The sequence below is a fragment of the Kosmotoga arenicorallina S304 genome, from assembly GCF_001636545.1.
Classification (GTDB): domain Bacteria; phylum Thermotogota; class Thermotogae; order Petrotogales; family Kosmotogaceae; genus Kosmotoga_B; species Kosmotoga_B arenicorallina.
The window spans coordinates 1-26,241 of record NZ_JFHK01000009.1 but is presented as its reverse complement, the minus strand read 5'-3'; the positions used below and the strand labels follow the sequence as shown (position 1 = coordinate 26,241).

19 protein-coding genes, 3 tRNA genes, 2 rRNA genes and 1 pseudogene are annotated in these 26,241 nt (G+C 41.5%); 18 read left to right on the top strand and 7 right to left on the bottom strand.

Annotated features, from left to right (window positions below; translation table 11 throughout):
* The first annotated feature begins 80 nt into the window (after positions 1–80).
* Complete coding sequence (locus AT15_RS06140; protein WP_068347508.1) at positions 81–2,096, top strand: peptidylprolyl isomerase; 2,016 nt, start codon at positions 81–83, stop codon at positions 2,094–2,096.
* Positions 2,097–2,132: 36 nt separating this feature from the next.
* Here the strand turns inward: AT15_RS06140 and AT15_RS06135 are convergent.
* Positions 2,133–2,208: transfer RNA gene (locus AT15_RS06135), tRNA-Gln, on the bottom strand.
* Positions 2,209–2,273: 65 nt separating this feature from the next.
* On the opposite strand from AT15_RS06135, the pseudogene AT15_RS06130 reads away from it, so the two are divergent.
* The 12 genes and pseudogenes from AT15_RS06130 to AT15_RS06075 all read left to right on the top strand — a co-directional run bounded on the left by AT15_RS06130 (position 2,274) and on the right by AT15_RS06075 (position 11,500).
* Positions 2,274–3,942 (top strand): annotated as a pseudogene (locus tag AT15_RS06130) (nucleoside kinase).
* Between the two features lie 20 nt (positions 3,943–3,962).
* Positions 3,963–4,229: a metal-sensitive transcriptional regulator gene (locus tag AT15_RS06125; RefSeq protein ID WP_068347505.1), complete on the top strand. Its 267-nt coding sequence runs from the start codon at positions 3,963–3,965 to the stop codon at positions 4,227–4,229.
* 2 nt (positions 4,230–4,231) lie between these two features.
* Positions 4,232–5,014, top strand: a complete 783-nt coding sequence (locus AT15_RS06120; RefSeq protein WP_068347499.1) for a tRNA (adenine-N1)-methyltransferase — start codon at positions 4,232–4,234, stop codon at positions 5,012–5,014.
* Positions 5,004–6,221 (top strand): S41 family peptidase, encoded by a 1,218-nt coding sequence (locus AT15_RS06115; protein WP_068347492.1) that lies wholly within the window; start codon positions 5,004–5,006, stop codon positions 6,219–6,221. The genes AT15_RS06120 and AT15_RS06115 overlap by 11 nt, the downstream gene beginning before the upstream one ends.
* 1 nt (position 6,222) lies before the next feature.
* Positions 6,223–6,900: a hypothetical protein gene (locus tag AT15_RS06110; protein WP_068347490.1), complete on the top strand. Its 678-nt coding sequence runs from the start codon at positions 6,223–6,225 to the stop codon at positions 6,898–6,900.
* Between the two features lie 88 nt (positions 6,901–6,988).
* Positions 6,989–9,397 carry an efflux RND transporter permease subunit gene (locus AT15_RS06105; protein WP_068347487.1) on the top strand — a complete coding sequence of 803 codons (2,409 nt, stop codon included), beginning with the start codon at positions 6,989–6,991 and terminating at the stop codon, positions 9,395–9,397.
* Positions 9,398–10,012, top strand: coding sequence for a hypothetical protein (locus AT15_RS06100; protein WP_068347485.1), 615 nt, complete (start codon positions 9,398–9,400; stop codon positions 10,010–10,012).
* The gene (locus AT15_RS06095; protein WP_084251556.1) at positions 9,940–10,656 is read left to right on the top strand and encodes a metallophosphoesterase family protein; all 717 of its coding nucleotides are present in this window, start codon (positions 9,940–9,942) and stop codon (positions 10,654–10,656) included. The genes AT15_RS06100 and AT15_RS06095 overlap by 73 nt, the downstream gene beginning before the upstream one ends.
* A 37-nt stretch (positions 10,657–10,693) precedes the next feature.
* Positions 10,694–10,784: transfer RNA gene (locus AT15_RS06090), tRNA-Ser, on the top strand.
* A gap of 7 nt (positions 10,785–10,791) precedes the next feature.
* Positions 10,792–10,868 (top strand) — tRNA-Arg (locus tag AT15_RS06085).
* 111 nt (positions 10,869–10,979) lie between these two features.
* A complete protein-coding gene (locus AT15_RS06080) occupies positions 10,980–11,246 on the top strand; it encodes a helix-turn-helix transcriptional regulator (protein ID WP_068347483.1) in 267 nt (88 codons plus the stop codon).
* The gene (locus AT15_RS06075) at positions 11,219–11,500 is read left to right on the top strand and encodes a helix-turn-helix domain-containing protein (protein ID WP_153019714.1); all 282 of its coding nucleotides are present in this window, start codon (positions 11,219–11,221) and stop codon (positions 11,498–11,500) included. Before AT15_RS06080 ends, AT15_RS06075 begins: the two co-directional genes overlap by 28 nt.
* 554 nt (positions 11,501–12,054) lie before the next feature.
* On the opposite strand, the gene AT15_RS06070 is transcribed toward AT15_RS06075, so the two are convergent.
* From AT15_RS06070 to AT15_RS06060, 3 genes are read right to left on the bottom strand one after another with little or no spacing between them, the layout of a single operon-like run.
* On the bottom strand, positions 12,055–12,786 hold the full coding sequence (locus AT15_RS06070) for a PH domain-containing protein (protein ID WP_235598522.1): 732 nt from the start codon (positions 12,784–12,786) through the stop codon (positions 12,055–12,057).
* Entirely contained in the window at positions 12,776–15,700 is a 2,925-nt protein-coding gene (locus AT15_RS06065; protein ID WP_068347473.1) for a UvrD-helicase domain-containing protein, read from the bottom strand. The genes AT15_RS06070 and AT15_RS06065 overlap by 11 nt, the downstream gene beginning before the upstream one ends.
* A complete protein-coding gene (locus tag AT15_RS06060; RefSeq protein WP_068347471.1) occupies positions 15,701–18,799 on the bottom strand; it encodes a PD-(D/E)XK nuclease family protein in 3,099 nt (1,032 codons plus the stop codon).
* A 70-nt stretch (positions 18,800–18,869) separates the two neighbouring features.
* Between AT15_RS06060 and AT15_RS06055 the strand changes: the two genes are divergently transcribed.
* From AT15_RS06055 to AT15_RS06045, 3 genes are all read left to right on the top strand, one after another.
* A complete protein-coding gene (locus AT15_RS06055) occupies positions 18,870–19,115 on the top strand; it encodes a TM1266 family iron-only hydrogenase system putative regulator (protein WP_068347469.1) in 246 nt (81 codons plus the stop codon).
* Positions 19,116–19,198: 83 nt separating this feature from the next.
* Positions 19,199–20,200 carry a type 1 periplasmic-binding domain-containing protein gene (locus tag AT15_RS06050; protein WP_068347467.1) on the top strand — a complete coding sequence of 334 codons (1,002 nt, stop codon included), beginning with the start codon at positions 19,199–19,201 and terminating at the stop codon, positions 20,198–20,200.
* Positions 20,190–21,509: an HD-GYP domain-containing protein gene (locus tag AT15_RS06045; protein ID WP_068347465.1), complete on the top strand. Its 1,320-nt coding sequence runs from the start codon at positions 20,190–20,192 to the stop codon at positions 21,507–21,509. The genes AT15_RS06050 and AT15_RS06045 overlap by 11 nt, the downstream gene beginning before the upstream one ends.
* Here AT15_RS06045 and AT15_RS06040 read toward each other — a convergent pair.
* A complete protein-coding gene (locus tag AT15_RS06040; protein ID WP_068347463.1) occupies positions 21,502–23,208 on the bottom strand; it encodes a sensor domain-containing diguanylate cyclase in 1,707 nt (568 codons plus the stop codon). The two genes, AT15_RS06045 and AT15_RS06040, sit on opposite strands and share 8 nt — an antisense overlap.
* 85 nt (positions 23,209–23,293) lie before the next feature.
* Between AT15_RS06040 and AT15_RS06035 the strand changes: the two genes are divergently transcribed.
* Both AT15_RS06035 and pepV read left to right on the top strand, forming a co-directional pair.
* Complete coding sequence (locus tag AT15_RS06035; RefSeq protein WP_068347461.1) at positions 23,294–24,298, top strand: mannose-1-phosphate guanylyltransferase; 1,005 nt, start codon at positions 23,294–23,296, stop codon at positions 24,296–24,298.
* 24 nt (positions 24,299–24,322) lie between these two features.
* On the top strand, positions 24,323–25,714 hold the full coding sequence (gene pepV / locus AT15_RS06030; protein ID WP_068347458.1) for a dipeptidase PepV: 1,392 nt from the start codon (positions 24,323–24,325) through the stop codon (positions 25,712–25,714).
* Positions 25,715–25,966: 252 nt separating this feature from the next.
* On the opposite strand, the gene rrf is transcribed toward pepV, so the two are convergent.
* Positions 25,967–26,083, bottom strand: a 5S ribosomal RNA gene (gene rrf, locus AT15_RS06025).
* Positions 26,084–26,115: 32 nt separating this feature from the next.
* Positions 26,116–26,241: ribosomal RNA gene (locus tag AT15_RS06020) — 23S ribosomal RNA — on the bottom strand; the annotation flags it as partial.

Below are 26,241 nucleotides of genomic sequence, written 5' to 3'. Positions count from 1 at the left end.
TTGTCAGGGGGAGGTGGCTGTTGCATGCCTCCCCTTATTGGTTGATATAGTAGATATCACGGTGAGTGGAGGGAGAATTGATGCACAGAAGACACTGGCTCAGAAAAATTCAAGTCCCAGTTATCTGGGCGATCGCTGTGCTTTTTGCAGCGGGAGTTATATGGTGGTCGGTAGCCACTTTTATGTCAAGCAGGAACAACAATCCAAACCCAGCGAGTGGAAGCCTTAAGATCGAGGATACAGTGGCTTATTTAACAAAAGCCGGCTCTCCCCTTGATGATGAGAGATACTGGATAACTTATACGGAGTTTACAGGTGAAGTTCAAGACGCTTTAAACAACTTGAAACGGCAGGGTGTAGTACTCGACCCGTATTTTGGTGATTCACAGCTTCCCAGCGAGATAGATTACAGGTACGGCATATTAACAAACCTCGTGGATCAAAAGATATTGAGTTACTACGCTTTGGACAAAGGAATATACCCAACAAAAGAAGAATTGAATGCTAAGGTTGACGAAATAGTAAATCAATACATTTCCAACGATCAGTACAAACTTCAGATAGAACAGCTTTATGGTTCGGTAGATGCTTTCAGGAACCTGGTCGAAAAATATGTCGCGGGCGATCTATTGAGGACAAAGGTTGTTCAGGATGTTTTCCCGAATATCGATAACGACGTAAAGAAGTATTTTGAAGAAAGCAAAGAGGAAATCAAGAACCAATACGAAAAAGTTGATGCAAGTCACATACTTGTTGACTCTGAGGCCAGTGCCACTGAGATAAAAAGCATGATTGAGAGTGGCAAAATTTCTTTCTCCGAGGCAGCAAGTGAGTTCTCAATTGACGCGCAATCTGCTTCCCTTGGAGGAAGCCTTGGCAGCTTTGGGCATGGCCAAATGATTCCTGAATTTGAAGAAGCAGCTTTCAGCGCTACTCCCGGAGTCATCGTAGGTCCGGTAGAAACCCAATATGGCTATCATCTCATAGAAGTAGCCACCAAAACCACTTTTGATACCTATGATGAACTGGTGAAGAGTTCTGTTTATGATCAGGTGAAAAGTGATTACCAGAATCAGGAGTTCACCAACTGGCTCAAAGAATACAAAACCAAGGAAGCTTTTGGCTATGTTATTAATGAGCCTGATCTCAAGCTCTATGAAGAATACAAAAAAGCTGATAGTGAAGAAGCAAAAACCGCATTCTTTGAAAAGCTCGAAAGCACACTTTTCGATTCTGAAGGAAATATAATCATTTCAAGCAGTTTCCTCGTCCCGGCTCTTTACGTGCAACTCGCCGATGAAAAGCTAAATAACCTCGATTCAGAAATTTACAAATTGAAGGACATGGAAAAGTTATACGAAAGCCTCCCAGCAACTGTGCTCTCCCTCTCTACCGAGGATATCCAGAGCAAAATTGATGAATTATCTGATAGCACAGATGATGCGCTGAAGACTTTGTACTCAGATGCAAAAAGGCTGAAGGACTACGAAGAAGAACTGGGACTGGCAGAAAAAGATGCCGTCACAGAAAGGCTCGCTGAACTCGAAACAGTGAAAGAAAGCCTAAACTCAAAGTTTAAGAGCGTTGTCATGTTCCTCTATGAAAACATACCCTATTCCAGCAAAGTGGTTGAATATGCATACAATGTGGACAACACAAACCCCGAAATCGTTTACAGATTCAATGAGCAAAAATACAATCAGAATTTAAAACCACTGCTTATGGATCCTTCAACACTGGAAAGCTATGTAAACTACTACAAGCAATATTTTGGAGATAGTGCCAGAAGTTTCCTTATAGATTATCCCCTTCAGAGCATTGAACAGGAGCTCAATCAGAAAATTATCAATCCCACAGATGTAGCCACAGATCTAAAATTGAATTCGCTTTTCTTACTTGTGGATGCCTATGAGAAACTGGCAAATGTTTATGCGGATACACCTGTATATCAGCTTTACCTTATGGGTGAAAAACGCTATCTCGAAGAACTGGATAATTTAATGCCCGGCGACGAAAACATAAATTCAAGAATTTCAATAATTGAGGGACTCTTAAAAACGCCTTCAGCATCACCCACATCAGAAGCCACTGAATAAAACAAACGGGGTGGCCAGGCCACCCCGTTTTAGTTCTGGCTGGGGCGGGAGGACTCGAACCTCCGAATCTCAGAGCCAAAATCTGATGCCTTACCAACTTGGCTACGCCCCAATACAGTACATAAAGATTCTAACACCACCCTTTTTAGGTGTCAAGATTGCAAGGGGGATGAAAGCGTGAAACAAATTAAAGTCAAAGTAAAAAACCTCAATGAAGAAGGCTTTTTTCCAGAGGGAATTGCCCTCTCAGAAATCGCGAAATTTTACCAGGATAAGTTTGACTCGCCCATTATGGCTGCAAGATTGAATAATTCCATCGCCGAATTGATAAAAAAGATATATCAGAATGTTGAGATTGAATTCGCTGATTTGAGGGATAGAGACGGTCTGAGAATATACACACGAGGTATTCTCTTTGTCCTCTTTATGGCTGTAAGGCAGCTATACGGAAAGGTCAAGCTTTACGTTCATCATTCGCTCGGCTCCGGTCTGGTGTGTGAAGTTCCGGATATGAAGAAGGGCATCCTTGACCTAAAGGCCATTGAATCAGAAATGCAAAAAATAGTCGAACTGGACCTCCCCTTCATTAAAGAAACTATCAACAAGTTCGAAGCAATTAAACTCTTTTCGGAGGACAACCAGCGGGAAAAAGCCATTCTCTTCAAATACCGAAAAAAAAAGCACCGTTAACATCTACCGCTGTGGTGAGTTTTTTAATTATTATTATGGCTATATGCCTGTTTCGACAGGCAATTTGAAATGGTTCAAGTTGCTTCCCTATAAGAAAAAGTACTTCATTCTCAACCTTCCAACCAACAGTTCTCCATCAAAAGTTCCGGAATTTTCTGACCGCCCTAAACTCGCTAATGTCTTTATGGAACATGAAAATTGGGGAAAAATACTCGGCGTAAAAACGGTGGGTGAGCTAAACAGTATTATCGCTTCAGGAGATGATGAAACAGCAGAATTGATAAGAATTGCCGAAGCTCTTCATGAAAAGAAGATTGCCAACATCGCCGACGAAATAGGAAAAAGGAAAAAAACAAGGTTGATATTGATTGCAGGCCCATCGAGCTCAGGGAAGACCACCTTTTCGAAAAGGCTCATGCTCCACCTTAAAGTTCTCGGTTTTCGTCCAATACAAATTTCTCTGGATGATTACTTCGTCGATCGAGAGAAAACACCAAAAGATGAAGACGGAAATTATGATTTTGAATCTATAAATGCATTAAACCTTGAACTGTTCAACGAGCAGATGAATCAGCTGATGGAAGGAAAAGAAGTGCATCTGGCAAGTTTCGATTTCAGAAAGGGGAAAAGCGGATTTAGAAAAAATTCCATAAAAATTGATGAAGATCAACCCATAATCGTTGAAGGGATACACGGACTTAACGAACAACTGAGCAAAGATGTTCCGCCTGAGAAAAAATTTAAGATATATGTAAGTGCCCTGACTCAGATGAATCTCGATGATATGAACAGAATTCCCACCACAGATGTCAGATTACTGAGAAGAATAGTGAGGGATTATCGTTACCGCGGGCACACTGCTCTTGATACAATAAAAATGTGGGGAAACGTCAGGAAAGGTGAAGAAAAATATATATTCCCCTTCCAGGAACAGGCCGATGTGATGTTCAATTCAGCTCTTATATACGAGCTGGCGGTATTGAAGATGTTCGCTGAACCACTGCTTCTGCAAATAGACAATTCAAGGCCGGAATTCGCAGAAGCCAAGCGGTTGCTTAGATTCATCGATTACTTCTTACCGGTTACTGCTATGGAAGAAATCCCACGAACTTCAATATTGAGAGAATTCATAGGCGGAAGCACATTTAGATATTAGCGAGAAAGGAGAATGATTAGATGGAGGAAATTTCAAAGGAAGATCTGGTGAAACGGCTAAAGAGGATAGAGGGGCAGGTTCGTGGTCTCCAACGAATGATAGAAGAAGAACGCGATTGCAGCGATATATTGATACAGGTGTCCGCGGTTGTTTCAGCTTTGTCGAAAGTCTCTGAGCTCGTGGCAAAAAGCTACGCCCATAAATGCATAGTTGAGATGAATGAAAAGGGTGACATCTCCGAACTCGATGCCCTTATAGAAAGCATAATGAAACTCAGGAGGTTTTGATCTTGATTCGAGTCGGTGATAGGGTACTTGTGCTCACTGATGATGGTTCTCGTTATTTGATAACATTGAGAGAAGGCAGTATATTCGGTACACATCTTGGCAACATTTTGCACGAGGAAATCATCGGTAAAGAATATGGAGACACAATTAAAATAGGCAGGAGCAAAGCTCACATCTTAAAACCTGGTATCGTTGATTATGTATTCAATTTGAATCGGCGAACACAAATCGTGTACCCGAAAGATATGGGCTTTATCATCCTGATGCTTGATATAAAAGAAGGAGATCTTGTAATTGAATGTGGCTCGGGTAGCGGTTCAATGACCGGTGCTTTTGCAAGATATGTCGGCTCAAAAGGAAAAGTAGTTTCCTATGAGAGAAGAGAAAAATTTCTGGAACGCGCAAGAGAAAACATCGATCAGCTCGGGATAGGGGATAGGGTAGAGTTCAAATTAAAAGACATAGGAGACGGCATTGATGAAAAAGGAGCAGATGCATTTTTTCTGGATGTTCCCGATCCAGTTCCCTATTTGAGTGAAGTCCTTTCCTCACTCAAAGGCGGAGGAAGGCTTTGCGTTCTCTGTCCTACTGTCAATCAGGTTCAATCAGTACTCGAATCTCTAAATGAAAAAGAGGTTGTTGATATAGAGGTTTGGGAAACCTTTATCAGAAAGATGAAAACAAATCCAAAAAGGTTCAGACCGGAAGATAGAATGGTCGGGCACACTGCTTATTTAATCTTTGGAGTAAAAGTCTCTAGGGGAGGCGAAAAATATGAAGAGTAGAAAGATCTTTAAAATGGTTGCTATAACGGCGCTGATTGCCAGCATTTTTGTATTTGGAGCATTTAAAAGCCTGAAATACGAAGAAATGCTCACAAAGTTTCAGCCGATTTTTGAGATAATGAACTATGTCCAGAAGTCTTATTACGATGTGGAAAATATTGATTATGACACCATTTTGAATGAAACCTTGAAAGGCGTAATGAAAGGGCTCAAAGACCCCTTTGCGTGGTATTTTACCCCAATTGAAACTAACGAAAACGTTATTGATACGAAGTCTGAATACGGAGGAATTGGGGCGGTCGTTCAATACAATACAGAATATGATTGCCTCGAGGTAGTTGCTCCTATGGTAGATAGCCCTGCTGAAAAAGCAGGACTCCTTACAGGCGATCTCATCGTGGAAATAGATGGCCATCTTGTTTCAGAAACAGGATACTACGAATCAGTCAATCTCCTTAGAGGAGAGCCTGATACAAAGGTGGAGGTAAAGGTTCTCAGAAAAGGGGTTGAAGAACCTTTGATGATAACCATCACACGAGCAGAGATCAAGATTAAGACGGTGAAATATTCGCACATTGATTATTCTGGAAATAAAGTTGGCTATATAAGGATAACCCAATTCAGCGAACCGACCTATGAAGAATTTCAAAAGGCACTGAGCAACGTAATCAACTCCGATGGTCTAATAATAGACCTGAGAAACAATCCCGGTGGTCTTTTAAGCAGTGTCTTGCGAATAGCAAGCCTGATTCTTCCTGAAGGGAAAACGGTTATCACTATTAAGGACAGGGAAGGATCCAAGGAAGTTTACCGATCCTGGGGCGGATATTTCAGTGAATTGCTCAAAGCTAAACCCATGGTAATTCTAGTAAATGGTGGTAGTGCATCTGCTTCCGAAATCCTTACCGGTGCGTTAAAAGACCACGGTATTGCAACGGTCGTTGGAACAAAGACCTTTGGTAAAGCAGCAGTACAAACTGTTTACCACTTATCTAACGGAGGGGAAATCTGGTTGCCAACAGCGCATTATCTTACACCAAATGGTTCCGACATTCACTTAGAAGGCATTGAACCTGATATAACCGTCGAAGCCACAATCAGCACAAATAACAATAGCGAGCTCACGGTGTCAAAGGTTGAGCTGGATCCTGATAATGATGTTCAGCTCAAAGAAGCCCTAAAAGTTATCGAAGAAAAACTAAAATAATATGCGCTTTGCCGGTTATGTGCTTATTCTCTCTTTAATAGCTTTATTATTCGGTGTTTTTATCCTTTATAAAGCGGGTATAGATAACAAAGAGCAGCTTTTCAAGAGAATCCCGGCTCCTCTTTTTCGCACTGTACCCGCTCTTTATGAGCCATTACAAGATGCTGCTGAAAGACTGAAAGCGATCTCACATGCAAGTGCCGTAATAGAACACGCAAAAGAACTCGGACTTGGTACCTGGAGCTATATCGCTAGAAAAGGAAAACTGGGATTGGTTTCTGTTGATTACTCACAATATCAGAAGCTCGTTCTCTATGCCCGTATAGAAACCGGGAAAAACGCAATACCCGAAAGTGAATATTCTTATTTTTTCGGGACAAAAAGGCTAACCAAGGAAATCAGGGATTACGGATCCTTTTTCATTGAATACGGAAGCGGATTCTGTATCATTTCAAATAATGAGTATCAAAATATTTCAAAGGAAAATTTCACCCCGGGCGAAGTTTTCGAGCTCACGGAAAAGTCTCTCGGAGATTATATCTTAAAGTCAGTATCAGGCAATGGATCGATAGCCATTTGCGATAATGATGATCTTTCAGCGAAAGCCAGGACCATATTGGATAATTATCGAATTGAAGAGCTGCCACTTCGCTTTTTCCTGAAGCAGACCAATGAGTAATTTCGCTAATAAAGAAACAAATCAGGGTCATTATCTGTTATATTCGAATAGAGTGGTGTAGTTTTTAGCCCTTTTGAGTGGTGGTGGAATGAGAAAGCTGGCTTCTTTTGTAATAAATTACAAATTGCCCATAATCGCTGTCTTCATTTTTTTAGCCGTAGTGGGAGGATACTACGCCAGTAAGCTGGTCGTAAATTCAGATCTTATGAAGATCCTTCCGCCGGATGACCCTGTAATAAAGCGATATAAAGAGTTTATGGAGAATTCAAGCACGGGGGATATCACTTATGTTGTGCTAAAAACCTTTGAAAAAAGTTCTCAAGGAATCGAAAAGTTAAAGGGAGCTGCCAGAGCTCTATTTGATTCTTCAAAAGATTCCCCATACATCAAAGGATTTGTGAAATTCGATTATTTATCTGAATTGGGGCCAATGGGTTTGGTTCTTGTTGATCCAGAAAAAGTGCCTTCTTTCAATGCCAGCTTTGATTTGAGTGACAATTTTGAAAAACTTCTGAACTATGAATTTACCGCAATACACAATGCAGGCACTTCTCTATGGCAATTGATGAACATATACCGGGAAATCAACAACCCCGAAGCAGCGGATAGTTACGAAAGCTATATAAGACTTCCAGATGAATTCCCAGAAGAAGACCCTATGATTCTTGTCATGGGTTTGAAACTAAATGGCACCTCAGCTGATATAGACTATGTCACAAAAGCAATACCCGAACTGAAGAAATGGATAAAGGGCATCTTAAAACCCTTCAACATAGACTACAGCTTGACCGGCGATCATTTCGGAACCTATGAGTCTTATAAACAGGCAAATCGTGATTTTGCTATAACCACCATTATTTCGCTTCTCGGGATCGCATTGCTCTTTTACGCTGCATATTCCAGCTTGAGAATTACGCTGTACATTTTTCTTTCCTTGATCGTTGCGATGCTTATTACTCTGGGAATCGCATACCTTATCTTTGGAGAGCTTAATATCGTAACGACCTTCGTAAATGCCATTACTCTTGGTCTGGGTATAGATTACGGCATTCATATGATTACCCGGCTATCCGATGAGTCAAAAAGAAACAAAATTCAACGCTCAATGCTCACAAATGCTTACAGTGCAATTACCAAACCCCTTCTTGTCAGCATGGTTACAACCGCCCTTGTATTTGTCATCCTTGCATTGATAAATGCCCCGGCTGTTAGAGAGCTCGGCGTGCTTACCTCGATAGGTATTTCTGTTTTTTTTGCGGTAATGTACCTTTTCCTGCCAGCGATTTCTTTAAACAGCATCAGTAAAGGTGGAGCGGCGGCAAATATTCATTCACTGGATAAGGTATTTTACTATATTTCCGGCTCCGTGAAAAAATTCCGTAGAATATCACTTACTGTCGTGATACTTTTCCTGATGTTTTTGAGCTATCTTGGAATATCCAATCTAAACAACTTTTCCTATACTCCACCCGGGCTTATGGCTGAGAAATCAGAGATGCTTTCTACTCTCAGCTTGATTGAAAGGGTATTCAAAGCGAGCATTGCAAATACTGTGCCTTTCATTGTAAAGCCCGATGAACTGAAGACTGTATACGATAAGATAAAAGTAAACCCTCATATTGGAAACCTCTTTTCACTCATGGATCTGGTTCGTGGAGATGAGGAACAATATCTTTCCCAGTTTAAGTCTCTTGTGAAGAAAGTCAACGCATTTAGGGGGTCTCCCGTTTTGGAGAGCCTCTTGAAAAAAGCTGAATATTATGACTCAATTATTGAGCTCATTGACAAGTCACAAGATATTGAAAACCCGGATGAATTAATAAATTTCGTTGCAGGTAATCTTCCAGCTTCCCTGAAAAAGCAATTAATCTATGAAGCTCCCGATGGCGAGCAATATTTTGTTATCAACGCTGAGCCAAAAAATAGAATTTACAGGAATAACGTGATAAAAACCCTGTTCGACAGCCTGGGGGATCTTCAGGAATATGTCGGGGGTTATCCTCAGGTATTTTACTATCTCATGGATACTGTTAAAGGCGTCTCGTTCCCGCTTTCTCTTGTGGCAATCATTCTGGTATTCATAATAGTCTGGATTGACAGAAGAAATATATATGACAGCATAAGAATTCTCATTCTCATGTCAGGCATTCTCATAGCAATGTTTGGGCTCATGGAAATATTGGGCATAGATACCTCCTTCATCACGATTATTTCAGCACCTCTTATAATAGGGATCGGCGTAGATAGTCTTGTACATATGATTCACAGTTCTTCTTCTAAAAATCCCTATGAAACTGCAAGAACTCTTAAATCAGTTGCCATGTCATCGGCAACGACTATACTCGCCTTTTCAAGCTTTGCCTTTGCACAGGGAAAGCTGCTAAGGGATTTTGGACTCAGCATGGCGGCAGGTGTTTTTATCGCACTGGTTGTTGCCACCATGGCGGTTCCTGTGTTACCATGGAAAGAAAAGAACAGGACAGGAGGTAGAAGATAAATGCCATTGCATTTTCTCGTTAGCTATCTTGTGGCAGACCACGCCTTTGTAAACAGCTACAAGTTAAAGGATCTTGAAAAGCTGAACTACTGGAAACATTTCATATGGGCAGCTCTCGTTTTTCTGGCTTTCACTTTTGATTCTCTACTGACAACTTCTCTTGGAATTTTATTATTTGCTGCCGCCGTTGCCGGGGAATTGGGAGTGCTTTATCTAAGAAAAGTTCTTGCCGATGATTTTGTAGAAGTAATAGCCTTTGGTTATTTCTTGCTGCTGTCTTTTTTGAGCAGAGACCTCTTTGAGAACTCCTATGTCACAACCCAATTTTGCTGGTATTTGCTGGGAATGTTGCTTGCCACTGTGGGAGTGACATATTTTTTCAGAAAAGGGGTAGTTTCCAGAGTAGAGAAGGATTCTGTTGGAATTTCAGAAAGATTGGCGCTGTATATATTCACCTTTGCCGGACTTTTTGAATGGCTTGCCATAGTGGTATTAGCGGGGATTTTGTACAGGTTGTTTTTCTCGAAAACCGGCAAAATTGAATGGCTCTTGAGCCCTATATTGGGAATAGGCTTTTCACTCCTTTGGTTATTTATAATGAGGGGGGTCTTCTAACGTTATACGCAATAGGAGATATTCACGGTTGCCTGAATCCTCTTAAATCACTCATTGAAAAAATTAATCCCAAAAAAAGTGATACACTCGTTTTTTTGGGTGATTATATTGACAGAGGCCCTAAATCAAAAGAAGTGGTAGATTTTTTGTTAAGCCTCGACCAGAAATATCGTTGTATTTTTTTGAGAGGCAATCACGAAGCTATGTTGCTTCATTACTTATCCGGTGGTCCCTGGGGCAGGTATTGGGAACTGAACGGTATGGAGGCTACTTTGCGTAGTTATGGTAGTATAAAGAATATTCCGGATAGGCATATGGATTTTTTCAAAGCCACAAAACTCTATTATGAAAACTCCAAATATCTTTTCGTGCACGCAGGGATAAGACCCGGAATAGAAATGGCTAAACAAAGTGAACAGGACCTTCTCTGGATTAGAGATGAATTCATATATTCAAAAACCCTTCTAAAAGGTAAGATAGTTGTATTTGGTCATACTCCGAAATTTGGTGGACCGTTGATCCTGAAAGATAAAATAGGTTTGGACACAGGATGTGTATATGGCGGTAATCTCACAGCGCTAAGAACTAAAGACCTGAAGTTTTTCACAGCCAATTGCGGTGTGCCAGCTAAAAAGCAATATTGACACCCACTTTAACCCGTGATAGAATCTAAAGGTAGGTGGAGAGGTGGCCGAGCGGCCGAAGGCGCTTGCCTGCTAAGCAAGTGAGGGTTTTTTACCCTCCGAGGGTTCGAATCCCTCCCTCTCCGCCATTTTCGTGTGCCCGTAGCTCAGCTGGATAGAGCGCTAGACTGCGGATCTGGAGGCCGGGCGTTCAAATCGCCCCGGGCACGCCAAAAACAGCCGGAAACCGGCTGTTTTTTTTTGTGCAAATTTTAGTCAACCCTTCAAAAGGAAGCTTATTTTGTGATAGTATACATATGAATACTAATTTGTGGAGGTATTAAATGTCGATAAAGCACATGAGAGCAAAAAAAGGCATATCACAAGAAGAGCTGGCAAAAAAGCTTGGCATTAGCAGGAGCACTTTATCGAGGATTGAAACCGGGAAAGTCAAGGTTACAGACTTCTTTCTCGCAGACACAATTGCTGCATTTTTTGAAATGCCAGTTGAAGAACTATTTCCTGAATTCCTTTTGGATAGAAAATCTCCTCCATTTAACAAGCACAAAAAGGGGTGGAACTTTTGGAATTGCTCGCCTACACTCGAATGAAAAAAGGTTTAACTCAAAGGGAATTGTCTGCAAAGATTGGCAGAAATCCCGGATATATATCAGCTGTCGAAAGGGGAAAATTATTGCCTCCCTTTCAAATTGCCGACGAACTTGCATTAATTCTTGGTCTTCCAGTGGAGATAGCCTTTCCTGAGTACACAAGGAAATCGTTGTTGCCTAAATGGTCGGAGCTCATGTACCTGAAATCCCTTGGCATAGACATATCACCGTATCATGTTCTGCTTGTATTGTAAAACAGGGTCTGGGGTCTAAAGGCAGTTGTCAGTTGTGGGTTGTTGGTTGTGGGTTGCTTGAAAAGCCGAGTAACGTGCTTTGAGGAACGACGGTTGATAATGCGACAGCTGGTAATACGACAATTGGTGGAGCGACGCTCACGAGGTTGACGCTTGCAGAGGCTGACAAATGGTAATACGACAACTGATAGAGCGACAATTGATGGAACGACTACTGGTGGAACGACAACTGATAATGCGTCGGTACTCTTTCTCGGTTCTTGATCGCCAGTGATTTGCGTACAACCTACAACCCACAACCTACAACGACTCCGCCGCAGGCGCAGAGCCATTCTGGAGGAATGCAGAGCCGTGACGGAGTCACGCATTGCCTGAGCGCTAGCTCAGCATAATCGCTGCAATATAGCGCGATGAAGCAGCTCGAGATAACTCTAAAAGGATTCTAATCAAAGATTTTCACGTACGACCCACAACCTACAACCAACAACGAACTGAACGTCATTCCACCAGCTGATGGCCTTTATAAGCGTGAAGTCGTGAATCTCTTGAAGGTGCTAAGCGCTTTGCCCTGTAAGGTTCTTCTTGACTTCCTCCATTATTTTTCTTGGGTTTGGCACACCATAGATACAATTTCTGGGATCAGCTACAAATTCCTTTACACTGGATGTTTTCCCAACAAAGCCCCCTACATTTGCGCCTTTCACTCCCGCGCTTCCTGTGAAACCACCTATAACACCTGTGTCTCCGGCTCCCATTCCAGAGGAAGTTACCGGAATAACATGCCCCACACCGAGTAACATTTCCAGAAAGTTCCTTTTAAGAAGGACATTTGTAATATGCTTATTGACAATGAGCTGGTTATTGGCGCCAAAAATCCCCGATGTAATTTCTATTCCTGAAGTGGAAATTGTGTATCTTATCGATATCCTGTATAGTTCGATAAAAATTACTGCAACAACTGATACCGCAATGAAGGCAAGATATGGGCCATTTTTCACATAATACGCATAGTCTTCGCTCTTAAAAACAAACTGGCTACCCCAGCCAAGGAGGTTCAAAGCAAGTGGCCAGAAAAACCAACTAAACTTTCTTCGCTTAAAGGCGAGAATAAGGCCAGGCAATACAGTCAATATACCCCATATCAAAAGGTAAAGAAGATAATCACTTTCATGAAGCAATGACAGGTCCTTCCAAAAAAGCATTATAAGTCCGGCAATGAGGTAATATGGATAGATGAGATATCTGATTACGAAAGCTCTTCTTGTAGGCCTTACTTTAATTTCCATCGCTATCCCCTCCAAAACTTTCAATTTTTTTCACTAATTCTTTCTCAAAACCCTCTTCAAGAATTATCGGCTCTGATACGCTTCCATCTTTTAGATAAAACAACTTCGCTTCTGTTATATCAAAGAGTTCCCTGGCAATGTACATATAGAACTTCAACTGAAATTCGTATTTTTCTTTGAGCCTGCTGTCCGGATAGGCAAATTTGAAATCAACTATCTTCCAGCCTTTCTCTGTCAGGTAAATTTTATCTAAAATTCCAAGAAGAATATAATTTTTCAGTTTTTTCTGAATTTTAAGCTCACTGTACACTTTATGAGCACTTTCAATTTCTTTGACAAGAGGATGTTCTGTGAGCTTTGACAAAATATTCCTTACTTCTTGATCCTCTTCCGGGGTAAAGCGGGTTCTATCAACATATCCCAGCTTACCACCTTTGAGGAGGCCGTTAAGTGTTATCCGCCCAAGCTGTCCTTCAAGCCCTACCGCCTCGAAATATGCGTGCGCCAGCGTTCCGAGCTCAGCGGGGTTTCTTTCCAGATTTAGTTCACCGGAACGGGGTTCCAAAGATATCTCAAATTCCTGTGTTAAAAGGCTTGGTGAGACATATTCAATCTGCGCTTTTTGTGAAAATCCCTGTATTATACGAATTTCTGGCAGTTCCCCTTCTTCCTGTTCATCACTATTCCGGTGAGTGTAGAGAAAACCTTTGCCAGAGGTTTCTATTTCAACTATACCCTCAAATTCATCAAGGAGTTCCTTTTCGTCATTTTCCTGGGTGAATAGCGTGCCTAACAGCATTTGCGACCAGGGCCTTATAGCGCTTGCTTTACCGTTCAAGCTTACAATAAGGAGGTCTCGCGGCCTGCTGAAAGCTACATAAAGGGTCCTTTTTTCTTCTTCATATATCTTTTCCATCTCGTCGATGTAAAGCTTCGATTGAAGGGTTTTGCTTCTATCTGACGGCTTCTCTTCGATGAGAAAGTACTCGCTTTTATCGAAAAAGATTCCCGGAAAATGGTTGTTCGAGGTTTTCTCCCTCCAGAAAGTATCGGCAACCACAACAATTGGGAATTCAAGACCCTTGGATTTGTGAACAGTCAGCAATTTAACACTGTTGGATTCCTCTGTTTCAAGACTTGCTTCTGTTTCGTCCGAAGAGTCTACAAAAGCTTTCAACGTGGCAGAAAGCTCCCTCAGGCTTGTTCCCAAATTGTCTAGTTCTTTGGCAATATCCAGCATCTTGTTGACATTGCTTATCATTCGCTCAGCACCTTTTAGCGTTGCCAGCTTTGGAAGATAATTAGTGGAAATAATGAAATCTTCAAGCAATTCACTGGGTGATAGCAGGTGCTTTAAAGTGGAATGCTTTTTGAACAGTTCTGCAAGGTTTGCAAATTTCTCATCTCGCGTGTTTACAAGGCCCTCATAAAAAGTCTTGCCAGCGCTTTTCAAACTCAGGATTTCATCAAGAGTGCCTCCAAAAGCAGGAGAGAGAAGAAATCTTGTGAACGCGTTGTCATCGAGGGGGTCTACAACCATATCAAGCCAGGCAAGGGGGCCTGCAACTTCAGGTCTGTTGTAAAACTCACGGCTTCCGACTGTGTAGTAAGGTATTCCCAGATTTTCAAGAGCTTCTTCGTATTTTGTGATTTTCGTGAAGCTCCTTAAAAGTATGGCGATATCGCCTGGCTGAATCCTTCGCTTTTCGGTTTTTCCGCTTTTATCCCTGAAAGTAAGCTCTTCTTGAAGAAGCCTGGAAATGTAGTTAGCCACTTCTTTTGAATCGTCTGCCTGATCGGAAAGAAGCACTCTCACCCTCGATTCTGATTCGCTGGAATCGTATGGAAGAGCCTTTATCTCTTTCTCATAATAAGCTTTATAATATTTCCCGGAGAAATCATTTATCATTATTTTACTGAAAAGCCTGTTCTGGAATTCTACAATATCGGGGTGGGAGCGGCGGTTTGTATCAAGCTCTTCAACTGGTTTTCCGTTGAGCTCAAAGTGTTCTTTCGTCCGGTTGAAGACTGTAACGTCTGCTCCTCTGAATCTATAGATTGACTGTTTCGCATCACCTACGAAGAACAGGAAGTTACTCCCTTCAACATGCAGCAAATCTATAATTTCCTTTTGAAGTTCGTCAGTATCCTGAAATTCGTCAACCAGGATGTATTTGAACCTTCTGATATATTTCTGCTGTACCTGAGGATGGTTCATCAAGAGTTCCCGGGTTTTAGTCAGCAAGTCGTCGAAGTCCAGATAATTTGAGCTCAAACATTCCTGATCGTAAAGCCTGGTGATGCCATTAAAGTGCTTTTCGAGAATTTCAGTGGCTTTTAACGCTTTGATCCCCTTTTCTCCTATTTCATGAGGTTCTAACGCCCTTTGCATTGCTCTGGATACTTTTAATTTGTTTCTATGGTTTCCAAGCATATTTTTAAGCAATTTGAAGGTGTCATCAATTCCAATGAGCTCTATAACAGGTTCCAGCTCTTCAATATGTTCCAAAAAGTAGCTCTTTGCAACGTTATTCTCAAGAGTTACGCGTTTGATGCCGGTAAGGACTTGAAACCCTGGATCCATGCCGAGATAAGTAGCGCTTTCACGCAGTATTCTCTCACAGAAGGAATGGATTGTGGAAATCCAGGCATTTACCATTCTCGCTCTCAGTGAAAGCCAGTTACCCGGAATCCCACGTTCAATATTTTCGTCAAGGTTTTTCATAACCCTTTCTTTCATTTCCTTCGCGGCTTTTCTGGTAAAAGTTATTGCCACAACATTGTGGACGTCAAGCTTTTCATTAAGTTTAAACGCCCTTTCAAATATAGACACATAGTGCTTCACAAGGCGATAAGTTTTTCCAGTGCCTGCTGACGCGGCAATGAATATATCACTATTAACTCCGGTTTCCATTCAGTTTTCCTCCATTGATTTTCTCCATAAGAGAACAGGACATATCCTGGCGTTTTTCGAATAATCGCATTGGAAACAGTAACTTCGTTCTTCCAATATTTTTGGCTTGAAAATTCCGGAGAAAATCCCTTCCGTTATTTCCTTAACCTTTGTTTCTATATATTCCCTGTTAAAACTGTTTCTTAAGAATTTCCAGATTTTCTCGTCCGCACCATCTTCTTCGTTGAGAATGACAAAGCTGTCTTTAGACGCTTTGGTGCCCAGAAGCGGGCGAAAAGTACCGCCTTCAACGTTATAGCCTTCATTTTCGAAGAGTTTCTCTGCAGCTATTGAATATAGTATCAATTGGTCTTTCTCGCCACTACCCTCTCCTCGCTTATAATCAATTATATACATAGTTCTCGATTCTTCGTCGACGTCTATCCTGTCGATTTTACCTTTAAGAAAGATGCCTTCGACTATTTCTATCGGGTTTTTCTTTTCACCAAAGGAGATCTCAAAGAAAGCGGGAATATAATCTCTTTTCATCTTCTGAGGTCTTTTTGCTTCCTTTTCGTATAGATACTTTTCCAGAACTTCTTTTAGTCTTTGCAGTTCGAACTTAAATATGATTTCCCTATCCGTATCCAGAACAACCTTCAGCTGATTTGAGATGAGCTTTTCAAGATCGCGCTCTTTTCCCTTGAAATACTCACTCAGCACAGCGTGGTAAACATTTCCTTCTTCCAGTTCAGAAAGTTCAAAAAGCGTTTCAGTACCCATTGGCAATTTGAGCAAGTAACTGAGAAAAAATTTGAAGGGGCAGTTTTGGTAGGTAGAAAGGCGGGAGTAACTAAAAACTCTGCTTATACGTTTTTCAATCAAACTGGTGTCCTTAATTTGCCAGTCAAAGTGCCTGTGAAACAGCGAAAGGTCTTGAAAAAAGCTTTCAAAATCAAAGGCAAGTGAGAGCTTTTCAGCTTTTGACTTCACCTCCATCCAGAGAGGTGTGCGAAAATATCTGGCAACTGCTATTTTTAACTCTTCAAGGCTCATTGCCTTGTCAAGCGTGGGAATAACCCCTTCCTTTCTCCCGGAGGATCTGCCATAACTATATGAGCTTACATGGGCACTCAAAAGGACTTCTTTTAGATATGGAGAAGGCAGAATCGGTTCCCCTTCAACGGTGGATTCAGGGTATGTGAAATAGAGCAAATCTTCGGCTCTGCTGACAGCGAGATAGAAATTAAGCCTCTGTTGCTTTTCGCGGGTTAGAAGCAAATCTTTCGGCCGATTTTCGCTGTATTGAGAAAAACTGTAAAGGGGATTAAGCTTCACAGAAGGATAAGAACCATCTCTGAATCCTGCAAAGAATTTGACTGCCTTTTTTGCAAATCTGGCACTGAGAAGTGGTTGAATTTCCACTCGATCGGAGAAATTCACCCATTCCTTAAAAGATTCGTTCCTGAGCCTTATTGAAAGATACTTATGGTATTCCGAAGGACTTAACCTTCTTTTGCCGATATAAGCCAGCAACTTTTCAAGATCTGGAAGCACCCTGTTGAAAAAGGTATCCAGAGCGCGCAATTCCTTTTGATTACCTGCCTTTTCATAACTTTCCTCAAGCTTTAGCATTTCTCTCCAGGCTTTGAAATAGCCACCAAATAACCTGCAATCCCTTTTTCTTGCGCTTTTTAATGGTTCCAGAACCTGAAAGACTTTCTTCACAGCTGGAATGATTTCGGTATCTATCTTATCGACAATTTTCTGGTAAGGTTCCTTTTGTCCTTCCTGAAATTCCTCATCTGTGAATTTTTCTATGCTTGTGATCTTCTTGAGGAGATATTCCTTATAGCTCTTAAGTCTCGAGAGCCATCTTTCAAAACGCCTTGTGTAGCTTTCTCTTTTGAAATCGTAATAAAGGTAAGAATTGACCATGACGGATTCAAAGAGCCTGGTATCGAGGAATTGCCCACCATAACCGAAATCAATCATAGCCATCAGCTTCTCAGGCCGATAACCGCTTACAGCTGTTTCCAGGGGAAGAAGCAGCAATTTTATTGCATAGGAATCTTGCAAAGGAGTGTCTCCTTCACTTCTGAAAGGCACTTTGTATTCTTCGAATTTTTTTGAAAGCAGCTTTTCGTATTCGTTGAAATCCTCAGCCACAATGGATATTTCTCCGGGTTCATATCCCTTTTCAAGAAGGCTTTTAACTTCCTTGGCAATAAATTCCACTTCGCTAAAGACATCAGCCGCTGAGACCACTTTGACCCCTTCGTTTCTTCGGTCAGTTTTCAGGTTGGAAAAGAAATTCTTGTGGAATGACGAGAGCTTTTCTGGAAAATGTGAATGCTCCAGATATTGCCTGCTCTCGGATATAAAATCCCCTGAAAGATCCTGCCCCTTTCTCAACAGCTCTTCAGCAAACAGGAAAATACTCTTTGTTTCGCTGAACAAATCTTTTCTCTTCTCATCCTCGTTTACGGTGATATATACTTTGTTGAATGAAAGAGCAATGGTAGAAAGAAAAGTCCGAAGGGCTGGTGTGAAATCGTGAAACCCATCAAGGACAAGAACTTTTCCGAATTCATTAAAGGATAACTCATCGATGAATTCTGGAGCCATGAGATAAGCGTCAAAAGTATCGTAAAGGTCTTTGCCCATTCTTTCTGCATATTTTTCATAAATAGCCCGGAGGAAAGGCAACAATTCATCATCCTGAGAGAAAAGTTCACCAAAACCGCCGTTTTCCTTTACATCGTGAATCATATCCACTATGTACTCGATAAAGATAGGCGAACCCGATAGCTCTTTCCTCCCAAGCTCTTCGAGTATCTCGCTTACAAAAAGCCTTGCGACATGGTTGTCTATATGAAGCATATCCGGTCTGAACCGCTTCATAACTTCCACAGCAAAATGATCGATGGGAAGGAATCTTGAAGATACAAGCGTTCCAAGTTCTTCCAGAAGCTCTTCCCTGATATTTTTCGTATAAGTTCCCGTAGGACCTATGAAAAGGTATGAAAAGGGATCTTCGCTATGTAATTCTTTAACGATGTTTTTCACTTCTTTTGTTTTTCCTGAAGCCGAAGGACCTATAATATAAACGAGCTCCATCTTTTTCACCTCAATTAATTTTATCATCGAAAGCCCTGTCATCTGCTAATATTGTTCTGGAGGTGTTTGCATGGATAGAAAGGTAGGTATTGTGGCCATCACAGTGCTCAACAGGGGAAATTATCTGATTGTTAATGAAATACTCCATGAGTTCGCGTCGATCATTCTCGGTAGGCTTGGCCTCCCCATCAAAGAAAAGGGGATTTCTCTTATATCTGTGATTGTCGATGGCACAACAGATGAAATCGGAGCCCTTACAGGAAAGCTCGGACAGGTTCAGGGAGTGAAAGTTAAGTCCACATTGATAAAAATATAATGTTGAAAAAAAACAGAACAATATAGTATAATTAGAATAAGTCAAAAGACAAAACAAAATGATTTAATTCAAGGGTGGTAAAATTGCACTCGACAACAAGGTTAGCGATACTTGCAATAGCCATTTTGGCAGTATCTTTGCTTTCTTTTTTCTCTATATATGATGACGCAAAGGCATTGAAGATTGCCATCGTATACAGCGATCTCTTTGAAGTTACAGAAGCTGCTGACGCTTTCATTGCGGATAATGACGTTAACTTCAAGATCAGCAAAATCAAATTCAAAACCGAAAAGCTCGATGAAATTTTCCAAGAGCTGAAAAATCGTGGTGTGAAAATAATAATCGGCCCTTCTTACAGCATGCATGCACAGGCAATGTTTCCGTATTTGCAGAAGTATGACCTTTACGCGGTTTCGCCGACAGTAACTGCTCAGGAAGTTGTAGGCAAGGGTGGAAGAATAGTGAGTATGTGCGTCCCCGATAGTGTCCAGGTGAAAAAATTGGTTGATGAAATGGAAAAAGATGGGGTAACAGATCTCTTTGTTTTTGCATATACCAAAAACAGAGTATATGTTGACAGCTTTATAGAGATGATTAAAAAGGATTTTTCGGGAACCGTTACCGTGGCCAATATTTCGAAGCTTGAAGAAATAACGTCAGATATTCTTGAGAAGGCCAAAAACTTTTCAGGGATACTATTCGTAACACCCGGTCTTGAAACCGGCTACGGTGTATCGAAACTTGAAGAGTTAAATTATTCCGGTCAGCTCTATGCTTCGGATTATGCGTTGGATGAAAAATTATTGCTTTACGACAGCCTGCTAATAAAAAACCTCAAAGTGTTCTCGCAGGTTTCCGGGAAGCCCGGCGTTGAAAGAAATATCGATTTTGTAGGCACTTATAATGCCCTTTTGCTCATAAGGGAATTGGAAAAAATACACGGCAGAAATTTCAACGAAATCTTCGGTAAGCTTGAGGGATTCAGCTTTGAGGGGATTGATGGTCCAGTCATGATTCACAATTATTACGCAGTTAAAGAGACTTCTGTCATTACCCTTAAGGAGTTGTTGGCTGTTGAAAAATAGCTCATTTGCAGTTTTTAATTCAGTGGTTCTGATTTTATTTTTTATCGTGACTATGGCTCAATTTATAGTTTACGCTAAAGGCTCAACGCATGATTTTGCGCAGATATTTGAAAGAACGGCTTATTTGCTGGCATATAGTTCAGAAGAGATTTATCGTGCCGAAGTAATAGATGGAAAAGTCAACAATATTTCGATAAGCCAGCTTATGGCCGACAAACCTATTGTAATTGGCCCGGGAATATTTGTGGAAGATGATTCGGTAAAACTGCTCCTTGAAGCGGATAACCAGATAGATTACGTGGAAATTCCCCAAGGAACTTTGCTTAAGAAAATCAATTCCAACAACAAAAAATGGTTTATTACAGACACAAGAGGAAATATAGTGCTATCAAATGCCAATCACGTGAATCAACCCGGCTTGCTTTTGTTTGAAAGCGGGAAGATATACTTTATGCTCGCTGAAAAGCTTGATGAAGGCTACATTTTGTATCACGGAACTTTTTTGCCCTGGCATTTTATTCTAAGCAATATAGCTTTTGCCATTGCCTATTTAACGGGTTCGAAGATATTAGCTAATTCTTTGCGGCACCAGAAGAAAAAAATCGAAAGCATAGAAGACGCGATGAGGAAAACAATCGAAGGCAAAGAACTTCCAGAAGTTACTTCAGAAGTCTTAAAAGAGATTGACGAACTGGTAAGGGGATTGCGCGAAGAAACGCAGAAAAAAGAGGAAACCATTAGGAATTTAAGGCAAGAAAATGAAAAAGTTCTGTCTAACCTGGAGTTCGAAAAGGAATTTCACGAGAAGCACATGTTGAACGTTTATAAATTCATTGGTTCTCTCGCAAAGAAAAAAATCCATACTATAAGCCCGCCCATAGAACAAATGATGGAGCTGGCGCTTTTCATTGCACAGGATATGGGAATTAAGGATGAAGATGAATTGCGGTCGATTCAAATCGGAATAGCGTTGCATGACATCGGCCTCCTTGAGGTGGGGCATGACGAGAAAGTTCTGCAAGATAAAAGGCATACCCTTGCAGGTGAAAGATTAGGAAAAGCTCTAAAAATTTCACCTCTGGCAATTGATATTATCAAACACCATCATGAAGCTTATGATGGAACAGGTTTTCCTGATGGCTTAAAAGGTGAAGGGATTTCTTTGAGAGTAAGGATTGTGAGTGCTGTGACGGCTTACTTCGAAGAAAAATACCGGAACAAAGATACCAATCCCATGGAAAAGCTCAAAAAAAGCAAACGTCTCGACCCCAAAGTGCTGGATGCGATAGAAAAATGGCTTTCTAAATAGCGTATATTCTGTTCTTTCCAGACCTTTTTGCGGCATAAAGGGCGTTATCTGCTTTTTCCACAACATTTGAGGCATTATCGCCGTCTGCCGGGAAGTTTGCAATCCCAACGCTCCAGGAAAGTTTAATTCTCTGCCCCTTTTCCTTTAAGCGCAATTCCCTTAAATTTTCATTCATTCTGTGAGCTATCTGGATAGCGTCGTTTTTCGAAGCCCCGGTGGCGATAATGGCAAACTCATCCCCACCATACCGGGCTGCGAAGTCTTCTTTTCTCAAGCTTTTCTTAATTACCTCTGCTACCTTTTTGACAGTCTTGTCACCAATCAAGTGCCCAAAAGTATCGTTGATTTGCTTGAAATCATCCAGGTCAATCATGATCAGGCTGAAAAGCCTTTCGGCCTGTATCAAACGGTTCAAAATTGAATAGAATTCTGTATGGGTGTATAAACCGGTTGCATGATCGAGTTTGCTGGCCCGGAGAACTTCCCGATATCTCTCGGATTCTTCTATAATCCTCAACACTTGATCTGCTACGATTTCCAGGATTTCTATATCTTCATACTGGGGTCTTCTGCCATCAAAGGGAGCATCTACCGAAATATATCCAATTGTATCCGCACCTTTATAAATAGGTATTACAAGCACATCGTCGGGTTTCCACTCAGATTGTGCTTCGATAAGTTCATCATATCGCCCCATGAAAGAATATTCCGTGTTGAGCATTTTGGAGCTCTCTGGTATAAAATACGATCTGCTAACTACGTATTTTTCATCTTGAATTTGCTTGAAATATTCCAATGGTGGTGGATTATTACGCATTTTTTCAAATTCCTTTTTGGGAATACCCGCATGTGCCACGCGGAGGATACGGTCGTTTGCAGTGTCAAAAATACTTATAATGACGTACTTATAACCTATGGCATCTCTTATAACATTCGCCACGTGCGTTAGCGCTTCCTCTATATCAGTCTCCGAGCTCACCGTAGAAATCAGTTCCAGAGTCTTCGCGAGTTTTGACCTTATTGAGCTGAGCCTTAGAAGACTGGTTTTTGCATCGTCTTTTGCCTTCAATGAAATCCCGATTGTCCATACCACCATCAACGTCAGTGGAAAAAGCATAAAGATAAATCCTGCTTCTAAAGCCATTCCCGCTGAATATAGAGTCCAGAGCAACCCTCCAACAATTGCTAAGAAAACAAAATAAGCTGTTTCTATGGCGTTTATCACGAAGTTTTCAAGAGAAATCTTGATGTTGCTCATGTACTGGTTCAGGATGTCACCCGTAATAAAGCTTGACAGCTTGGCAATCAATGCAAAATTCAAAAGAGAGAGATAAGTGTTTCCATTCCAGCTGGTAAAATATACTCCGGAGGCATACATTATGAAGTAGTGAAGTACTCTGAAGACTTTCTTCTGAATCTTGTGTTCAACTGATCTGGTTTGTTTTATTATAGTAAAAAAGACAGCAAAAGGCGCTAAATGGGGATCCCAGAAAATCATAAGAGGGACCATTCCAGCAAAGTTGGTTATTAAACGCAGCTCCTTGGCCTTAATAGGCACGAGATCAGTTAAAACAAAAAACAGCAACAATGGGATCACCTTAACAGGAAAGGTGAATTCTTCCAGCTCATTTGCTAAACCTATGGCTAAAAGCACAGAAACTATAATCAAAATAACATTGATTAAATATGTTTTTTTCAAGTAATCACCAACCTTTTACAAAGAAATTCTACTACAAATTAAAGCAAAATGTAAAGTATAAAACTTTACTTTGGGGGTGTATTTAGTGGTAAAAGCGTTGATAATGGCAGGGGGAATTGGAGAAAGGCTCTGGCCTCTAAGCACGAAAAAAATGCCTAAACAATTCCACGCTTTTGGTGATTCCATGCCTCTTATAGTTCAAACAATGAATAGACTGAGAGGACTTGCTGACAGGGTATATATAATTACAACTTTTGAACAGAGAGATATATTTAACCAATTGATTAAAGAAATAGAACTAGAAAGTTTACTAGTTGAACCCTTCGGTAGAAACACTGCGCCAGCTATTGCACTGGCGAGCATGTACTTTGACCCGAAAGATGTAATGGTGGTGCTTCCATCGGATCATATCATCCGGGATCTGGAGTCCTTTCAAAAGATTATTTGGGACGCGATTCGTGAAGCTCAAACCCATGACGTGCTTGTAACAATTGGCATTACTCCTACAAGCCCTCATACGGGATATGGTTATATAGAGAGGGGGAAAGCCTTTACCGTGAAACGGAACAGTTTCTGCGTAAAAAAATTCCATGAAAAGCCCGCCTTCGAGCTCGCACAGAAGTATCTCAGATCGGGTAACTATTACTGGAACTCCGGTATGTTTATATGGCGGACAGAAGTATTCCAGAAGGCTCTGGAAAAGTTTCTCCCAGATGTGTATAACGGGTTGAAAAGGGCATTTGATGGCGAAAATAGCATTGAAGAGGTTTATAAGGGCTTTCAATCCATTTCCATTGATTACGGGATAATGGAAAAGGCAAATAACGCTCTGGTAATCCCTAGTAATTTTTACTGGAACGATGTGGGAAGCTGGGATTCTGTATATGAACTTGAAGAAAAAGACACAAACGGGAATGTGATCAAAGGCAAGTTCGTTTTACATGATGTGAAAAACTCTCTGCTTTTCAATATGACAGAACGAAGTGTTAGAATCAGTTCAGTGGAAGACATTATTTTTGTAGTCACTTCTGAAGGCACACTGTTATGCCACAGAGGGGAATCGCAAAAGGTCAGGGAACTTTTGAAATAAATATTGACTCACGGAGGTGTTTCGATGAACAGAAAAGTGGATAACGCCGTTCTCGAATTGAAAGACGAAATGGTTGGCGCAATTTCAGAAATGATAAAGATACCTTCCGTACAAGGTGAACCCGAAGAAGGTGCTCCCTTTGGACTGGAAGTGAAAAGAGCCCTTGAAAAAGCTCTGGAGCTCGGGAAAAGGCTTGGATTCGAAGTCAAAAACGTGGACAATTATGCCGGGCACGTGCAATACGGGAACACTGGCAGGCTTTTTGGCGTTCTCGGGCATCTTGATGTGGTCCCGGAAGGAACAGGTTGGAGCGTTGAACCCTATGGGGGGATTGTAAAAAATGGATATATATACGGCAGAGGAGCCATTGATGACAAAGGTCCTACCATAGCTGCGCTGTATGCATTAAAAGCCATAAAAGATGCCGGCATTGAACCTATTAACAGGATAAGGATAATATTCGGAACCAATGAAGAATCCGGTTGGGGTGGCATAAATCATTATCTAAAAAATGAAGAGGTTCCTGAAATGTCTGTAACGCCTGACGCAGCTTTCACGCTTATCTACGCAGAAAAAGGGATAGTGAATTATAGATTCTCCAAAGAAGCGGGTGAAAGCAAAGATGGCTTTGAAATCATCGAGCTCGAAGGTGGAGAAGCTTCCAATATGGTGGCAGCTGACGCAAGGGCAGTGATAAAAGGAGATCTCAATAAGTTGGAGGCAACACTCAGGCTTTTCAAGCCAAAAAACAAAGCAACAATTGACTGGGAAAGACATACCGATGTTCTGGAAATTCGAGTAAAAGGCATCTCGGCACATGGTTCGAAGCCAGAAACCGGTGTAAATGCTATTTCAGCCCTAATAGACTTTCTCTCAAAATTGGAGCTTTCAAAAGCCGGGCTTGAGGAATTTGTGCAAAAGGTTTCCTCAAAGATAGGCTATGAAACAGATGGAAATTCTCTTGGGATAGCCGGTCGGGATAAGATAACAGGAGCACTGAGTGTAAATTTCGGCACATTGAAGTACCACAAAGAAAAGATAGAAGGCGTAATAAACATCAGATACCCGGTTTTTTTCAATGAAAAACGAATAAGAGCACAAATTGAAGAAGCCCTCAGCGGGCTTGAAACAAGGCCTGAACATCATCATGATCCCCTTTACGTATCTCCCGATAGTGAGCTGGTGAAATTGCTTATTGACGTATATGAAAGAGTTACAGGAGAAAAAGCACTGCTCCATACAATAGGTGGTGGAACATATGCAAGGGCAGTGCCAAATGCCGTTGCTTTCGGCCCATTGTTCCCTGGAAGGGAAGAAACAGAACACCAACCGGACGAAAGGGTTCTGATAGACGATCTGGTTATGATGGCGAGAATATATGCACAACTCTTCCATAGAATATTGACAAAGTGGTGAGAATCCGAGAGGACGAGAGAGCGAGAATGGAACGAGACCCGAGAATCCGAGAGGACGAGAGAACTTCTAAACACCAGCAGAGCTGGTCGTGGCAACTCCGAAGGAGTTCATAACACTGGCGTAGCCAGTCATAGCCACGCGCAGCGTGCTTAGCCGCTGCAAAGCAGCTCTCGGTTTCTCGCCTTCTCGGTTGTTACCTACAACCCGCAACGAAAAAGGGAGAGCATTACGCTCTCCCTTTTCCCATAAAACCCTGGGCACTACCTACTCTCGCACGGGGCTCCCCCCGCACTACCATCGGCCCGAAGTGGCTTAACGGCCGGGTTCGAGATGGTTCCGGGTGTTTCCCACTCCGGTATCTGCACCCAGGATACCTCAGCTCACTCAAAGGTGCACAGGCGAAGGTAAAGGATTCGGGTTATTAGTACCGGTCGGCTCAACCCCTCGCAGGGCTTACACCTCCGGCCTATCTACGTCCTCTTCTCGAACGACCCTGAGAGGCCTCTTCTTGGAGCACGTTTCCCGCT

What these genes read in the sequence shown, in the direction of transcription:
- AT15_RS06110 (WP_068347490.1), top strand. Translation starts at nt 6,223, where the DNA reads ATGCGCTTTGCCGGTTATGTGCTTATTCTCTCTTTAATAGCTTTATTA.
- AT15_RS06140 (WP_068347508.1), top strand. Translation starts at nt 81, where the DNA reads ATGCACAGAAGACACTGGCTCAGAAAAATTCAAGTCCCAGTTATCTGG.
- AT15_RS06070 (WP_235598522.1), bottom strand. Translation starts at nt 12,786, where the DNA reads ATGGAAATTAAAGTAAGGCCTACAAGAAGAGCTTTCGTAATCAGATAT.
- AT15_RS06065 (WP_068347473.1), bottom strand. Translation starts at nt 15,700, where the DNA reads ATGGAAACCGGAGTTAATAGTGATATATTCATTGCCGCGTCAGCAGGC.
- AT15_RS06060 (WP_068347471.1), bottom strand. Translation starts at nt 18,799, where the DNA reads ATGGAGCTCGTTTATATTATAGGTCCTTCGGCTTCAGGAAAAACAAAA.
- AT15_RS06080 (WP_068347483.1), top strand. Translation starts at nt 10,980, where the DNA reads ATGTCGATAAAGCACATGAGAGCAAAAAAAGGCATATCACAAGAAGAG.
- AT15_RS06055 (WP_068347469.1), top strand. Translation starts at nt 18,870, where the DNA reads ATGGATAGAAAGGTAGGTATTGTGGCCATCACAGTGCTCAACAGGGGA.
- AT15_RS06095 (WP_084251556.1), top strand. Translation starts at nt 9,940, where the DNA reads ATGGCTCTTGAGCCCTATATTGGGAATAGGCTTTTCACTCCTTTGGTT.
- pepV (WP_068347458.1), top strand. Translation starts at nt 24,323, where the DNA reads ATGAACAGAAAAGTGGATAACGCCGTTCTCGAATTGAAAGACGAAATG.
- AT15_RS06105 (WP_068347487.1), top strand. Translation starts at nt 6,989, where the DNA reads ATGAGAAAGCTGGCTTCTTTTGTAATAAATTACAAATTGCCCATAATC.
- AT15_RS06115 (WP_068347492.1), top strand. Translation starts at nt 5,004, where the DNA reads ATGAAGAGTAGAAAGATCTTTAAAATGGTTGCTATAACGGCGCTGATT.
- AT15_RS06125 (WP_068347505.1), top strand. Translation starts at nt 3,963, where the DNA reads ATGGAGGAAATTTCAAAGGAAGATCTGGTGAAACGGCTAAAGAGGATA.
- AT15_RS06100 (WP_068347485.1), top strand. Translation starts at nt 9,398, where the DNA reads ATGCCATTGCATTTTCTCGTTAGCTATCTTGTGGCAGACCACGCCTTT.